This window comes from Corynebacterium sp. MSK047, from assembly GCF_030232285.1.
Classification (GTDB): Bacteria; Actinomycetota; Actinomycetes; order Mycobacteriales; family Mycobacteriaceae; genus Corynebacterium; species Corynebacterium jeikeium_D.
The window spans coordinates 90,090-104,911 of sequence record NZ_JASPJI010000005.1 but is presented as its reverse complement, the minus strand read 5'-3'; the positions used below and the strand labels follow the sequence as shown (position 1 = coordinate 104,911).

Below are 14,822 nucleotides of genomic sequence, written 5' to 3'. Positions count from 1 at the left end.
GATATGACCACCGATTCACCCGCGCCTGTGCCCGCACAGCAGCCTCACGCAGCACGGTCTGAGTCTTCCTCACCATCGCTTGACGACGGCCAGGAGAACGCATCCTCACCGAGCATGCTGCAACGTGTTCGCGCCGCTATCCCGCCTGTTTCCATCCTGGTACTGACGGCGGTATTCCTCTTCGCCGGGTGGTTCACGCTCTTCGGTCCTATCAATGTTCTGGCGTGGCGTGGTGGCACGTTCCCCCGCACCGAGGCAGACCGCCCTTACTATCAGCAGGCTCTGAAGGATGTTGCGCGCTATCAGTACGAGGAGCAGCCCTCCCCTGAGGTTTACTTCGGCCTGGCGTGTGGCGCTACTGATGACGACATCCGCAGCGTTATCCCCAAGGTCGGCGAGCACCCGAATTCAGACGCAGACCCAACTGCTGATGCAGATGCCGTCGCCGCCGCTGCTGCCACCAGGCCGGGTTCTGCACCCACAGCTGCGAACCAGACCGCGAAGCTGAATCCAAACCTTGACGCATTCGGCAACACGGTCGACTGCTCCGGTTCCTGGACTGCGCCATTCTTGTCATTCCTGCTCGCGTCCGCGGGTGTTCCGGTCTTTGATACGCCCGAGGATTCGGCTGCCGCAGCCGAGAACCCATGGCTGGTTACGGATGTCGAACAGCTCATGGATGCCTACAAGGCACATGATGCTTTCGTCACCGACAAGGACTTCTCTCCTCAGGTGGGTGACATCATTTTCTACCGCTACCCCGCAGGCCTTGGGGTGCACGCCAACATGGTTGTCGCGGTTCAGGGTGACTGGGTCACCATCGGTGGCGATGAGCTTGGCAAGGTCGGTCTAGCTAGCATGACCCTGCGCAACCGAGGTGGCATCGTGGGCTACGGTGCCACGGGCTACTTCGAGCAGGCACCGCTGGACGCCACCAAATAGCCAAGTTTAAATAGGCAAGTTTTCCTCGATGAGGTCGCGCAGAGCATCGTCGTCAGGCGAGACCTTGGAGCGGAAACGGCCGATGACCTCACCCTCGGGCGAGACAACGAACTTTTCGAAGTTCCACTTCACATCCCCAGCCTCGCCGTCGGCGTCCGGGGTTTCCTTCAACAGCTTGTACAGTGGGTGCGCGCCATCGCCGTTGACCTTCGTCTTTTGGAAGAGCGGGAAGGTAACGCCGAATTCGCGCTGGCAGAACTGCTTGATTTCCTCGGCGTTGCCGGGCTCTTGCCCACCGAACTGATTGCAGGGGAAGCCGAGGACGAAGAAGCCACGGGGTGCGAATTCGTCAAAAAGTCCTTGCAGATCGTCGTACTGATCCGTGAAACCGCACTCCGAGGCGGTGTTGACGATAAGCAGAACGTGGCCTGCCCAGTCATTCATCGTTGCTTCGTTGCCGTCGATGGTGGCCACTGGGATGTCGAAGAGATTGCTCATAAACCCCACACTAGGGCAGTCCCCCGATAGCCGTCAGAGGTAGCGACTAGCCGACCTGCTCCATGCCTTCAAAGAGCTCGCGGCCCAGCGGCACCGAAGAGTGGTTGACCGGCTGCGCACCCCCATCGACCGCCTGGTCAATGATGCCGACAACATCCTGGCGCAGCTTGTGCTCCCGCAGTTTCGAAGCGTTGACGGAGATGCGCACTGCGCGGCCCTTCTCCAGCGAGCGCTGCACCGAGGAGCGCACCGCACGGCGCCACCAACCGGCGCCGCCGAAGCCCTCGCCGATAGCCAGCACGCGAGTTGGATCAACAGCACCAGTGGTCAGGTCGCGGACACCATTTCGGTCCGCTGCCACACGGAAGCCCAGCTCCGGCAGCACGTTCATGGTCTCTGGCGACATGGTCCACTTCGGCGGTGCAAAGACGTCCGTCTCAAAACCCATCGCACGCATCTGGCGCGTTGCGGCGGTCAGGCGCAAACGCGCTTCATGTTCGCTTAACGACGCAAATTCCGCGCCCCGGCCTCGAACTGACTGATCGAACCCCGCGAGAACAATCTCGATGCCGTCATCGCTACGACGGCGGAGCCAATCCAGCACCGCCGGAGCTTCCCGCAACGACCAGTTTTTACCCGCATGCGGAGCTACCAGCAGAGACGGTGTAATACCGCGCTGTTCCATCGCTGCCACGAAACGAGCGACATCGAGCAATGTGCCATCACGCAAACCCGACACCGACACCAAAAGCGGCGAACCGACCACACCACCGTCAACAGTTACGAGCTCTTTGCCCGCTGGACGAATGACCTGGTCGGTCGTCCGAATCTGTTCTTGCACCCCACTGCCTGCCATGGATTCAACAAAAACAGGTGTATGTAAATTTTTGGTAACAGAGAGGACAAGGCTTGGAGAATACTCAGAGGCCTTTCAAATAAGAGTTCAGATAAGCGCCATCGCAGCACATCAATGCGCGTCTGTGGCACGGCTTATCCCCAATGCACAACCTCATCGAGTGCCAGTCCCCTGCGCCAACCGAACTTCTCCAAGTCACGCTCCGCTGCCAGATGCGTTACCGGACCAATGCACAGCCAGGCCACCGGGCGCACGGGCGCCTCGACACCGACAAAGTCGGCCAGGAAATCCTCATGGTAGAAACTGACCCAGCCGACGCCGAGCCCCTCTGCTGTAGCGGCCAGCCACAGATTCTGAATAGCCAGCGCGACTGACATGAGGCCGGTGTCATCGACGGTGTCGCGGCCGAGAATGTTCTTGCCGCCACGGGTCGGGTCATAGGTGACGACGATGCCCGTTCCCGAGTCCACAATTCCTTCAATCTGAATCGGATTGAAGGTCTCACGCCGCTCGCCTTCGAGCTTGGCCGCGAATTCAGCGCGACGTCCGGCTACGTGGTCGGCAAACTGCTGCAGGCGGTCCGGGCTCTGAATGATATGAAAGTCCCACGGTTGGGACAGCCCCACCGACGGGGCGGCGTGGGCCGCCGCCAACACGCGCATCAATCGCTCCCTGTCCACCACTTCTCCGGCGAATTCGCGGCGCACATCCCGCCGCCGAAAAAGGGTGTGGTAGACGGCCAACTGATCGTCGGAAAGCGAATCGGTGTCAAAACCCTGCGCTGCCAGCAGCGTGCGCATATCCATGCCGTTACTCCACCGCACCAGCAGTGTGGACAATCCAGGCGTACTCGAAGGCAGTCTGACGCCAGCGTTCGTAACGACCGGAAACACCACCATGACCTGCGGACATCTCGGTCTTGAGCAGGAACTGCCCCGGCTGACCTCCGACAACCTCGCGCAGCTTGGCGATCCACTTTGCCGGCTCCACGTAGAGCACGCGGGTGTCGTTCAAACTAGTAATCGCGAGAATCTTCGGGTACTTCGCATCGGCCGAGATGTTCTCGTACGGCGCGTAGGAGGCCATGTAGTCGTAGACCTCCGGGTCGTGGTAGGGATCGCCCCACTCATCCCACTCCACCACGGTCAGCGGCAGCTCTGGCATCAGCATGGATGTCAGGCAGTCGACAAACGGGACCACGGCCTGAATGCCCGCGAACCTATCGCCAGCAATGTTCGCGACCACGCCCATCAGCATGCCGCCCGCCGAACCGCCGAGTGCTACCAGCTGCTCGCGTGTGGTCCACCCAGAATCCAGCAGGTAGTCAGCGACGGCGACGAAGTCAGTGAATGTGTTCTTCTTCGTGGTTGCGCGACCGTTCTCCCACCAGCCGCGGCCCATTTCGCCACCACCGCGGACGTGTGCAATGACAAAAATCATCCCACGATCCAGCAGCGACAGTCGCGCGATGGAAAAGCCAGGATCCATCGAGGCTTCATAGGAACCGTAGCCGTAGAGCAGCGTCGGATTCGGCTTGCTCAGGTCCAGGTCCGCGCGGTGGATAATCGATACCGGAATCTGGGCACCGTCGGCTGCACTCACCCATTCACGCTTGGCGACGTAATCACCGCGATTAAACTTCCCGCGAATCTTCTGCTCCTTGAGCAGCACCCGCTTGCCCGAGGCAATATCAATCTGCCAAAGCTGCGACGGCGTGGTGAAGGAGCCGTAAGCGTAGCGCAACACCGGGGTGTCCCATTCAGCATTGCCGGTAGTGCCTGCAGAGTAGAGCTCTTCGTCGAAGTCGAGCTCGACGAAGTTCACAGCGGACGCTGGCACTGGTGCAGCAGCATGGCTTGTATCAGGGGCATCACCAGCGGAGCCAGCACCATCCTCATCCTGATCCAATACCGCCAGCGCCACACGCCCAATACCGCCGCGACGGTAACCAAACGCGATGTGCCCAGCGAAGCAGTCGACGCCCTCAACGCGGACGTCATCGCGGTGCGGAACCAGCTCAGTGAGATCCGAAATGCTGTCGAAAGACCCCGCCGGCACCATGGCCAGTGCGAAGTTCGAACCAGTCATATTGTGTGTAATCAGCCACATATCCCGGCCGCTAATCACGGCGTGGTCGATGTCGTATTCAACACCGGCCTCACGCGGGCGCACGCAGGTGAACTCACCGGTCGGGTCACTGGCGTCCAGGTACCAAACCTCGGAAGTAATCTTCGAGGAGCTCTCAATAATCAGGTACTTTTCGCTGCGTACCGTCCCGACTCCAACCCAGTAGGCCTCATCGGGCTCATGGAAGACACAGACATCGTCCTCGGTGGAGGTGCCCACGCGGTGACGCCACACGGAATCCGGCCGCCAGGCTTCGTCGACCTTCTGGTAGAAGATCCACTCGGAGCCGACCCAGGTAGCACCTGCGGCGATGCCCGCAATTTCGTCGTCAAGCAGTTCGCCCGTGCGCAGATCCTTTACGCGCAGCGTGTAGCGTTCGTCGCCTGTGACGTCGGTGGAATAGGCCAGCAGATTGCCGTCCGCGGAGACGCTCGCTGCGCCGAGGGCGAAGAAATCATGGCCTTCGGCCAGCTCGTTGGCATCCAGGATGACCTGTTCTCCTGGTGCCGGGGAGTCGTCCGCAATGGTCGGTGGCGTCCACGCGGCAAGACCGTCACCGGCCTCCGCACGCACGCGACAGCTCATCCCGTAGGACTTACCCTCCTGCGTGCGCGAGTAGTACCACCAGCCATTAAGGCGAGTTGGGACCGACATATCGGTCTCCTGCACGCGCGACTTGATCGCCTTAAAAATCGCGTCCGCGGTGCCGTCAAGATCGGAGGTAAAAGCCTCCGTATAGGCATTTTCAGCCTCTAGGTAGTCGATAACCTCGGAGTTTTCCTTATCGCGGAGCCACTCGAAGTTATCGGTGAAGTCCCTTCCGTGGAAGGACCGAGTCACCGGCTTCCGTTGTGCACGGGGTGCGGGCAAATCCTCTTTTGCAGGCTTGCCGACGGATGCCGAGTCCAAGGTCACTTCGCTCACGCAGGTTCTCCAATCCAGTCCGAGAAGCGGCGGCCCGACAGTCGTTCGTAGGCCTCGACGTACCGCTCGCGAGTTGCTTCCACAACACTACCCGGCAGCGCTGGCGGCGGAGTGCCCTCGTCCTTCTTCCAGCCGGACTTGGAGCAGGTCAGCCAGTTTCGGACGTACTGCTTGTCAAAGCTCGGGTTAACCGAACCCTCCTGGTAGGAGTCGGCTGGCCAGTAGCGGGAGGAGTCCGGGGTGAGAACCTCGTCGGCCAGCACCAGATTGCCGTCGGAGTCGAGACCGAACTCGAACTTGGTGTCGGCCAGGATGATGCCGCGCTCAGCAGCCAGTTCAGCAGCCTGGGTGTAGATACGCAGGGTGGCATCGCGCAGCTCTTCGGCGCGCTTCTGCCCCAGGGACTCCACAACGGCGTCGAAAGAGACATTCTCGTCGTGCTCGCCCAGCTCAGCCTTGGTGGCCGGGGTGAAAATCGGTTCCGGCAACTTGGAGCCCTCGACGAGGCCCTCTGGCAGCTCAATGCCACAGACAGTGCCGTTTTCCTTGTACTCGACCAGGCCAGAGCCTGTCAGGTAGCCACGTGCGACGCACTCGAATGGCAGCATGTCCAGCTTCTTGCACACCAGCGCACGACCTAGGCACTCCTCCGGAATGCGCTCATCGTCAGCCGGGCCAGCCATGTGGTTCGGGAAGTCAATCTCATCGAAGAAGAACACGCTCATCGCGGTGAGCACTCGACCCTTGTCAGGAATCGGGGTCTCCAGAATGTGGTCGAAGGCAGAAATACGGTCACTGACCACAAGCAGCAGAGTCTCAGGGTCAATCTCGTAGATTTCCCGGACCTTGCCCGCGGAAAGATGGTTATACGAGGAAAGTTCAGGTCGCATGGCGATAAAGTCTAAACCCCTATACGCTTTTGCACTCTATTGATACCTCCGGCCACCACCCCAACTAGTGGGGAATGACGCAATTACCGTCGTCAAGCGGGAAAACTTTTGAGATTCCGGAGTGCTGCCCATCGAATTTTTCACAGGTGGACGACGGTGTTTACCCCTCACCTCCCCCGCTCGGTAGATGACCGGGCAAAAATATTTCTAAAAACGTGACAGAAAACACCGATACCAGTATTGTCTAAATTTAGTAATTCACGTCACACTTCAAGGATTTTGAAGGGAACAATCACATGGCAGCTCAGGCCAACAATAACTCTCTGCGCCGCGCAGTCGTCGTCGGTGGTAACCGCATTCCGTTCGCTCGTTCTAATAAGGAATACGCTAACGAGTCGAACCAGGACATGCTGACCGCCGCAATCGACGGTCTCGTCGCCCGCTTCGGTATCGGCGGCGAGCGCCTCGGCGCAGTCTCCGCCGGCGCTGTGCTGAAGCACTCCCGTGACTTTAACCTCACCCGTGAGTGTGTCCTCGGCTCCGCACTGGCGCCGGACACCCCGGCTTTCGACATTCAGATGGCATGTGCCACCGGCATGGAAGCCCTCAACTCTGTCTCCAACATGATCAAGCTGGGCCAGATTGACTCCGCCATCGCCGGCGGCGTGGACACCACCTCCGACGCTCCGATTGCTGTCAACGACCGTCTGCGCAAGATCCTGCTGGAGGCCAGCCGCCAGAAGTCCACTCTGGACATGGCAAAGGTCTTCCTGAAGGCTCGTCCGTCCGACCTGGCTCCAGACACTCCGTCGACCGGCGAGCCACGCACTGGCCTGTCCATGGGTGAGCACCAGGCAATCACCACCGCAAAGTGGGGCGTCACCCGCGCTGAGCAGGACGAGCTCGCCGCCGCTTCCCACCAGAACATGGCAAACGCTTACGACGAGGGCTTCTTCACTGACCTCGTCACCCCGTACAAGGGCGTTTCCCGCGACACCAACATGCGCCCGGACTCCACCCCGGAGAAGCTGGCCAAGCTCAAGCCAGTCTTCGGCCGCGGCCTGGAAGCAGAGCCGACCATGACCGCCGGTAACTCCACTCCGCTTACCGACGGCGCCTCCGCCGTCCTCGTCTCCACCCCGGAGTGGGCCGCTGAGCGCGGTCTGCCGGTGCTTGCCGACGTCGTCGATTCCGAGGCAGCCGCAGTTGACTTTGTCCACGGCGACGAGGGTCTGCTGATGGCTCCGGCTTACGCCACCCCGCGCCTGCTGGCCCGCAACGGCTGGACCTTCGACGACTTCGACTTCTTCGAGATCCACGAGGCTTTCGCCGGCACCGTCCTGTCCACTATGAAGGCATGGGAGGACGAGGAGTTCTGCCGTACCAAGCTCGGACTGGAAGGCCCGCTGGGCTCGATTCCGCGCGAGAAGCTCAACGTCAAGGGCTCTTCCCTGGCAGCCGGCCACCCATTCGCCGCTACCGGCGGCCGCATTGTGGCAGCCCTCGCCAAGATGCTGCGCCAGAAGGCAGACGAGACCGGCAAGACCACTCGCGGCCTGATTTCTGTCTGTGCCGCAGGCGGCCAGGGTGTTGTCGCAGTTCTCGAGGCTCGCGTCTAAAAGCGCACCACCGATAAAGACACTTTTACTTTCAAGGAGAATTTTCCATGACCGATAAGTACCAGGAACTCGTCAACGGTGGTCCGCTCACTGGACTGGCTAAGGCCGCTGGCCTGCCACAGCCACCGTTCCTGCGCCGCTACAAGCCGGGCGGTCCGCTGCTGAACAACGACAAGGTGCTCGTCACCGGCGAGGGTGCAGATGCAGACGCAGTTGTAGCTCAGCTGACAGAGTGGGGCCTGCAAGTTCGTCGTGGCAACGCCGCTGACGACAAGATTGGTGCCATTGTCCTCGTCGCCACCGAGGCTAAGCGCCCGGCAGAGCTGCAGGGCCCAGTGCTCGCTGCTGCAAAGCACATGCGCAAGCTGGACAAGGGTGGCCGCATCGTCACCGTCTCCCGCGCCAAGGATGCTCACCACAACGCAACTCCGGCCGAGATTGCTGAGAACGCTGTCGCCGGTGGTATCGAGGGCCTGATCCGCTCCCTCGGCCACGAGGTTCGTGGCGGCTCCACCGCTAACGGCATCCTCGTTGCTCCGGGTGTCTCGGTCACCGCACCGTCCGTGATTTCCTCCCTGCACTTCTTCCTCTCCGGCCGCTCGGCCTTCATCGACGGCCAGTTCCTCCGCGTCTCCTCCGACGCTGGTGAGATCCCAGCTGACTGGGATAAGCCGCTGGCTGGCAAGGTTGCCGCTGTCACCGGTTCCGCCCGTGGTATCGGTGCCGCTATCGCTCGTCAGCTCAAGGCTGACGGCGCAGAGGTCATCGTCATCGACGTTCCGCAGGCTGGCGAGGCGCTGTCCAAGGTTGCCAACGAGCTCGGTGGCCTGGCTCTGCAGCAGGACATCACTGCCGACGACGCCGGCAACGCCATTGCCGATGCTGCTGTGGCCCGCTACGGCCGCCTGGACATCGTCATCCACAACGCAGGTATCACCCGCGACAAGATGTTCGCCAACATGGACGACGCCAAGTGGGGCTCGGTCATCGCCGTCAACATCGAGGCTCAGCTGAAGATGAACGAGCAGCTGCTGAACCACAAGGCCTTCGAGAAGGCTCCGCGTATTGCCACCATGGCTTCCACCTCCGGTATCGCAGGTAACCGCGGTCAGACCAACTACGCCACCTCCAAGGCCGGTGTTATCGCAATGGTCGAGGCTTACGCTGAGGAGTTCGCTAAGCGCGGCGGCAACATCAACGCTGTTGCTCCGGGCTTCATCGAGACCGACATGACCGCTGCTATTCCGTTCGTCAACCGCCAGGTTGCTCGACGCGTGAACTCGCTGCAGCAGGGCGGCCAGCCGGGCGATGTCGCCCAGGCAATCGCCTTCCTGGTCTCCGACCGCGCGCTCGGTGTCAATGGCCACGTCCTGCGCGTCTGTGGTCAGAACATCGTCGGCGCCTAAGCGAAGTCGTGACTTCCGCATAGGCTCCCGATAAGGAGGAAAGAGGAAAACTTATGGCTAAGACCCTGGACGCCATTCCCAATCTGGTTCCGCTCTACGCCAAGGCAGCTGCTGGTTCGGCAAAGAAGCGCCCGAACTCCACCGAAATCAAGGTCGATGAACTAGTGGTCAAGGGTGTCACTGTCGATGCCGACCGCGACCAGGACTTCCGCGACGTCGTTGGCGCCCCGAAGTCTGAGCAGGCTTTCTTCGGCCACATCCACGCCCTGATTATGCCCATTCAGATGGAACTGATGGCTGCGGATGACTTCCCGCTGCCGATGATGGGCCTGGTCCACACCGAGAACACCTACCGCGAAATCTCGCCTGTCACACTCGGTGGCAAGGTTGATATCTCGGTGAAGGTTGCCGCGTTCCGCGCTCACCGCTCGGGCACTGAGGTTGTTCTGGAGTCGACCGTTACGTCGTCCACATCCGGCGCTACCTTGGTCGAGGAGCAGTCGGTGTACCTGGCCAAGGGCGTTCGCCTGAAGGATGCCGAGGGCTTCGAAGAGGTCCAGGCACAGCGCGAGGCCATCAAGTCCGGCGCCGAGACCATCAAGCGCGAGCAGTTTAAGGTTCCTTTCCCCACTGCTCAGTGGAAGCTAGCTGGCAACACTGGCCGCCAGTGGGCCAAGGTTTCTGGCGACTGGAATCCGATTCACATCACCTCTGTCTCCGCCAAGGCCCTGGGTATGCCGGCAGCAATTGCACACGGCATGTACACCGCCTCCCGCGCGCTGGCTGAGGCGCAGGTTCTGCCGGGTCAGCCATACGAGTTCCAGATTTCCTTCGGGGCACCAGTCGTTCTGCCGACCACGATCAATGTCGCCCTCACCCACACCGGTGACGGCGCGGGTGCCGCACACGACCTGACTGATGGCAGCTCCAACATTGGCCGTGCAGTCAACATTGTCGCGTGGGATCGCAAGAAGAAGCGTCCGCACTTCACCGGAAGTGTTCGTCCGCTGAAGTAGTTGACGCGAAAGCGCTGTAGAAAACGCCGCGTTTTGGAAAACCAGTCTCCTCATCGACTGGGTCTTTCCAAGGCGCGGCGTTTTTGTTTTCCCAGTTGTGCTTTTGCCCAGGGCACGACTGGAGCCCCTCCGAGAGACACCGCCTCTCCCCCCCCGGCCGGCAACCCCGCCACTTTCCCGCCTTGATAGTCAGCTGCTGGATTTTTCCGCCGTTAATGCAGAGTCGCGGCTTTACTTCACAATTGCGTGACTAAGCACTTTCAGCCGCACGTAGGCAACGCCTTGTTGACACCCCATTCACTCCCCTATTCTATGTTCAATCCATTGAACATAGGAGGTAATCGAGTGTCTTCATCATCGAAGACGCCGCTGACTTTCACGGAACTCCCACCGGAGGAGTCACCCCGAATCGTGTACTTCTCCAGTGCTTCTGAAAACACTCACCGGTTCGTCCAAAAGCTGGCTCAACCAGCAGCACGCATCCCGTTACATCCGCGAAAAGACGGAATGATTCGCGTCTGCAGCCCATTTGTCCTGATTACACCGACTTATGGTGGCGGATGTCGTCGCCGCGCAGTACCCAAGCAAGTCATCGCTTTTCTCAACGACGAAACCAATAGGAGTTTCATCCGCGGTGTCATCACCTCGGGAAACACGAATTTCGGCACCGACTATTGCATAGCCGGAGCCATCATTTCTGCAAAATGCCAGGTCCCGGAGCTGTATCACTACGAGCTACTGGGGACAGACCACGATGTGGAGAACGTCCGAGAGGGCCTGGAAAAATTCTGGAGGAGTGCTACTTCTTGAACATCTACAGCTATTCAACTACGCCACCGTCTTTTCGGAAAGACCCATCTGCACGCCTTCGGCCAATCAACTGGAACCGAGTGCAAGATGACAAAGATCTCGAAGTGTGGAATCGCCTAACAGCAAATTTTTGGCTGCCTGAGAAAGTCCCGCTGTCCAATGACCTTGCAGACTGGCGGCGTCTCACCGATCTAGAACGCGAGCTGACTATGAAGGTCTTCACAGGACTGACCATGCTCGACACAGTGCAGGCGTCTGTCGGAGAGATTTCCCAAATTCAAGATGCCCGCACTGAACATGAAGAGGCGGTCTATACCAACATCGCTTTCATGCAAGCAGTGCATGCAAAGTCCTATTCTTCAGTTTTTTCAACGCTGTCCAATACCCCTGACATCGACGCTGCCTACCAATGGGCAGTCGGCAATGACATCCTGCAGGCACGTTCAAAAGCTGTGCTCAAACACTATTACGGTGCCGTTCCACTCAAGCGAAAGGCGGCAGCAACGCTTCTTTCGTCTTTCTCGCTTTACGCCGGTTTCTACCTCCCGCTGCACTTCGCATCACGAGGCATCCTGACCAACACCGCCGACATGGTGCGCCTGATCCTGCGTGACAAAGCTGTGCACGGCTATTACTCCGGCTACAAATTCCAGCGCGGCGTAGAAACCTACGACGCCACCACGCAAACGCAGATGAAGGCTTTCGTCTTCGAGCTTCTCGACGAGCTATACCAGCTCGAACTGAGGTACTCCGAAGCTCTATACGAGCCACTCGGGCTTTACGACGACGTTGCCAACTTCATTCGATACAACGCCAACAAAGCGCTTATGAACTTGGGATATCCGCAGCGGTTTAACCATGATGAGACCGCTTTCAAACCCGAGATTCTCGCCGCCCTCACCCCGGGATCAGATGAAAACCACGACTTTTTCTCCGGTTCCGGCTCCGCATATGTCATCGGAAAAGCCGAAGACACCGCAGACGAAGACTGGGATTTCTAAACCCGCGTCTTTCCCCATACATCCTAAGAAAGGAACATTCGCATGACTGCACAGATTTCTATCCTGGTAGGAAGCTTGCGTCGAGCCTCCTATGCACGAAAGATTGCACTCAAGGCAGCCACGTACTTCCCCGATGACTTCAAAGTCGACATCGTCGAGATTCGTGACCTCCCTCTCTACAACTTCGACTACGACGACCCCGCAGTGTCCGATATTGCGACTCCCGCGGAATACACCAGTTTCCGGGAAACCATTAAAGCCAGCGATGGCATCCTATTTGTCACCCCAGAAAACAACCGCACAATTCCTGCAGCTCTGAAGAATGCCGTTGACATCGGATCTAAGCCCAACGGTGATGTGGCATGGAAGAACCTGCCCGCGGGAATTATCAGCCACTCCGTCGGCCGTATGGGAGGTTATAGCTCTCAGAAGAACTTGCGACTCGCGCTGTCGTACTTCGACATGCCGATGCTCGGTCAGCCAGAGGTCTTCCTGGGACAATCGCCAACACTCATTGACGAACAAGGAGAATTCACGTCGTCAAGCACTGAGGACTTTGTTCGCGACTACATCAACAGATTTGCAGACCTAGTTCGCGAGCAGAGCCCACGCCACTAACTGAAATCCCCTAATCAGCGCAGCGTTACTGGGGATATCACCGTATGAAGATTCTTCACTGACTAGGATCAAACGCTGCGTTCTCTGCGCGGTTAAGCGCTCGTCGTTAGGCTCATTTTCATGACTGTTTCTATTTCGGCCGTGATCGCGCTTAACGACGACCCTCGCGCCGCTGCGCGGTTTTACGCCGAAGGTTTTCACTCCAACATCAAGCCCAACTCCACCACGCTCACCATCGGTGGGATGGACTTCGAGCTCATTGAGGACGGGAACCGCCGATTAACCCCCGCTGTGTCTTTTTTGGTGCGATTTGCCCCTGGTCAGGAAAACCAGCTGCGCAGACTGTGGGAGCATCTGATGGCGGGTGATGAAACCATCAGCGGTGGTGCTGCACTCATGCCCCTGACCAGCTACGATTTCTCGCCGCTCTTTGGCTGGTTGGTAGACGGCAATGGGGTCAACTGGCAACTGATGATTAATTCCTTAACCAGCGGGGCTGCAAGCACGGACGCTGCCGCAAAGACAGCGAATCCCGCCGTTATTCCCTACTTCATGTGGACAGGCGACGAACCACAGGCTGCCGCCGCCACCGAGGTATACAACCAACTTTTCGGGTCAGAGAATTTCATGACGCTCGACTCGCCGGGCATGCACAATTTCACCTTCGGCGACGGTGTGGCGATGCGTCTCTCCAGCGATTCTGCCGAAGAGGTCGAAAGCGCCTGCCAAGCGCTTGGCCTTACAGGCGCTGAGGTTGCCGAGGGCACGGAAACCGTCGTCAAGCCTGACCGATTCGGCGTGTACTGGACGCTCTAGAGTTACTTACGGGTCAACGCGATTGTCGCGCCGACGACCAAGACCAGAAGCACCGCCCCCATAGAGAACCACATCATCTTCGAGGAGCCGTCATCCTCGTTTTCTTCGGTGGTCTTCGGATTCTGCTGGCTACTAGTCGGGGTTTCGCTACTTGGCGACTTGTGCGCGACCTGTTCAAAAGCTGGGCCCGGAATCTTCTCGCCGACCAACTCCGTGGTTAGCTGATAAGTCACCGGGACATTTTGAACATCCGCGACATCGTGGGATTTACCGGCGCCCCAACTGTTGTTGAAGAAGACAACGATGTACTGGTCACCATCCAGCCACGCTCTTTCAGCCTCGTAATCGCCCGACTTTTCACTATCTTCGCCGATCCGATTGCGGTAGTTAATCCGGGCCGAGTTACCAAATGTTGTCTCTTCGCCGATCTGGTGTTCATTTACAGGACGGGTTTCCTCGCTACCGGCGAGTTGGCGTGCCGAATTCAGCGTCTTGATATCCAGGCCGGAGATCTGTGCAAGCTTGTCCGCTTCTGGGGCGTCAATGAGTTTGACGGCGCCGCGGAGCTGCTGCCCATACTCGGACTTGATCTTGTACACGTGCGTCTCACCAGGAACAATGTCGGCCGTGACGCTGCTGATGTTGTCGACAGTAAGTTCCGTGGCGTCATCGAACCACGAACCTGGGGTGACCTTCTTAGCCTGATCTGCTTCCGGTGTCGCGGGCGGAGGGTTCAAGCTCTACACACTCGACGAGCTGAACTTCTGGCTAACCGAAACCGGCTTCATGCCGCCACCATCGTGGAAGCGCACCCGCCGCAACAACCCCGTCGGACTAGGGCGCAACTGCGCCCTATTCGAATCAGCACGCACCTGGGCATACCGCGAAATCCGCCACCACTTCGGCAACCCCGACGGACTCGGCCGCGCAATCCAAACCACCGCACAAGCCATGAACCAACAACTCTTCAGCGAACCACTGTCTACACGCGAAGTCGACCAAATCGCCCGCTCCATCCACCGATGGATCACCACCAAATCCCGCATGTGGGCAGACGGCCCCGCCGTCTACGAAGCAACCTTCAGCACCATCCAAAGCGCACGAGGCCGCAAAAGCGGAGCGGTTAGGCGTAAAGCTGCTCAAGAGAACTGGAGAAGTGCCCTATGAGTGAGGTTTATGCTCGCTATCCGCGTAACGGAAAAACAGCTCGCGCTCTTGCCGAGAAAATGGGCGCGTCTGTTAGAACCGCTCAACGATGGACTAGTGAATCGCGCGAAGACTACCTCGCACGCGCTAACG

15 protein-coding genes are annotated in these 14,822 nt (G+C 59.1%); 9 read left to right on the top strand and 6 right to left on the bottom strand.

Annotation, left to right across the window (positions count from 1 at the left end; all coding sequences use genetic code 11):
* Window positions 1–3 precede the first annotated feature (3 nt).
* The gene (locus QP981_RS03165; RefSeq protein ID WP_224783816.1) at window positions 4–942 is read left to right on the top strand and encodes a hypothetical protein; all 939 of its coding nucleotides are present in this window, start codon (window positions 4–6) and stop codon (window positions 940–942) included.
* A 6-nt stretch (window positions 943–948) separates the two neighbouring features.
* Here QP981_RS03165 and QP981_RS03160 read toward each other — a convergent pair whose 3' ends face one another.
* The 5 genes from QP981_RS03160 to QP981_RS03140 all read right to left on the bottom strand — a co-directional run bounded on the left by QP981_RS03160 (window position 949) and on the right by QP981_RS03140 (window position 6,237).
* Window positions 949–1,440, bottom strand: a complete 492-nt coding sequence (locus tag QP981_RS03160) for a glutathione peroxidase (protein WP_284857377.1) — start codon at window positions 1,438–1,440, stop codon at window positions 949–951.
* 46 nt (window positions 1,441–1,486) lie between these two features.
* Window positions 1,487–2,296, bottom strand: coding sequence for a polysaccharide deacetylase family protein (locus tag QP981_RS03155; protein ID WP_222865562.1), 810 nt, complete (start codon window positions 2,294–2,296; stop codon window positions 1,487–1,489).
* A gap of 134 nt (window positions 2,297–2,430) precedes the next feature.
* The gene (gene bluB / locus QP981_RS03150; protein WP_284857379.1) at window positions 2,431–3,102 is read right to left on the bottom strand and encodes a 5,6-dimethylbenzimidazole synthase; all 672 of its coding nucleotides are present in this window, start codon (window positions 3,100–3,102) and stop codon (window positions 2,431–2,433) included.
* A gap of 4 nt (window positions 3,103–3,106) precedes the next feature.
* Complete coding sequence (locus QP981_RS03145; RefSeq protein WP_502869549.1) at window positions 3,107–5,338, bottom strand: S9 family peptidase; 2,232 nt, start codon at window positions 5,336–5,338, stop codon at window positions 3,107–3,109.
* A gap of 5 nt (window positions 5,339–5,343) precedes the next feature.
* Window positions 5,344–6,237, bottom strand: coding sequence for a phosphoribosylaminoimidazolesuccinocarboxamide synthase (locus tag QP981_RS03140; RefSeq protein ID WP_016421399.1), 894 nt, complete (start codon window positions 6,235–6,237; stop codon window positions 5,344–5,346).
* Window positions 6,238–6,533: 296 nt separating this feature from the next.
* On the opposite strand from QP981_RS03140, the gene QP981_RS03135 reads away from it, so the two are divergent.
* The 7 genes from QP981_RS03135 (at window position 6,534) to QP981_RS03105 (ending at window position 13,523) form a co-directional block, all read left to right on the top strand.
* Window positions 6,534–7,856, top strand: coding sequence for an acetyl-CoA C-acetyltransferase (locus QP981_RS03135; RefSeq protein WP_016421400.1), 1,323 nt, complete (start codon window positions 6,534–6,536; stop codon window positions 7,854–7,856).
* Window positions 7,857–7,903: 47 nt separating this feature from the next.
* The gene (locus QP981_RS03130; RefSeq protein ID WP_049181156.1) at window positions 7,904–9,262 is read left to right on the top strand and encodes a 3-oxoacyl-ACP reductase; all 1,359 of its coding nucleotides are present in this window, start codon (window positions 7,904–7,906) and stop codon (window positions 9,260–9,262) included.
* 53 nt (window positions 9,263–9,315) lie between these two features.
* Window positions 9,316–10,278 carry a MaoC/PaaZ C-terminal domain-containing protein gene (locus QP981_RS03125; RefSeq protein WP_284857381.1) on the top strand — a complete coding sequence of 321 codons (963 nt, stop codon included), beginning with the start codon at window positions 9,316–9,318 and terminating at the stop codon, window positions 10,276–10,278.
* A gap of 345 nt (window positions 10,279–10,623) precedes the next feature.
* Window positions 10,624–11,088 (top strand): class Ib ribonucleoside-diphosphate reductase assembly flavoprotein NrdI, encoded by a 465-nt coding sequence (gene nrdI / locus QP981_RS03120; RefSeq protein WP_284857382.1) that lies wholly within the window; start codon window positions 10,624–10,626, stop codon window positions 11,086–11,088.
* Window positions 11,085–12,089 carry a class 1b ribonucleoside-diphosphate reductase subunit beta gene (gene nrdF, locus QP981_RS03115; RefSeq protein WP_080969595.1) on the top strand — a complete coding sequence of 335 codons (1,005 nt, stop codon included), beginning with the start codon at window positions 11,085–11,087 and terminating at the stop codon, window positions 12,087–12,089. The genes nrdI and nrdF overlap by 4 nt, the downstream gene beginning before the upstream one ends.
* Before the next feature lie 42 nt (window positions 12,090–12,131).
* On the top strand, window positions 12,132–12,707 hold the full coding sequence (locus QP981_RS03110) for an NADPH-dependent FMN reductase (protein WP_016421405.1): 576 nt from the start codon (window positions 12,132–12,134) through the stop codon (window positions 12,705–12,707).
* Window positions 12,708–12,827: 120 nt separating this feature from the next.
* A complete protein-coding gene (locus tag QP981_RS03105) occupies window positions 12,828–13,523 on the top strand; it encodes a VOC family protein (protein WP_187404827.1) in 696 nt (231 codons plus the stop codon).
* A 2-nt stretch (window positions 13,524–13,525) separates the two neighbouring features.
* Here QP981_RS03105 and QP981_RS03100 read toward each other — a convergent pair whose 3' ends face one another.
* Window positions 13,526–14,260, bottom strand: a complete 735-nt coding sequence (locus tag QP981_RS03100; RefSeq protein WP_187271209.1) for a hypothetical protein — start codon at window positions 14,258–14,260, stop codon at window positions 13,526–13,528.
* A 49-nt stretch (window positions 14,261–14,309) separates the two neighbouring features.
* Between QP981_RS03100 and QP981_RS03095 the strand changes: the two genes are divergently transcribed.
* Window positions 14,310–14,690 (top strand): primase C-terminal domain-containing protein, encoded by a 381-nt coding sequence (locus tag QP981_RS03095; RefSeq protein WP_284857384.1) that lies wholly within the window; start codon window positions 14,310–14,312, stop codon window positions 14,688–14,690.
* The last annotated feature ends 132 nt before the right edge of the window (window positions 14,691–14,822 follow it).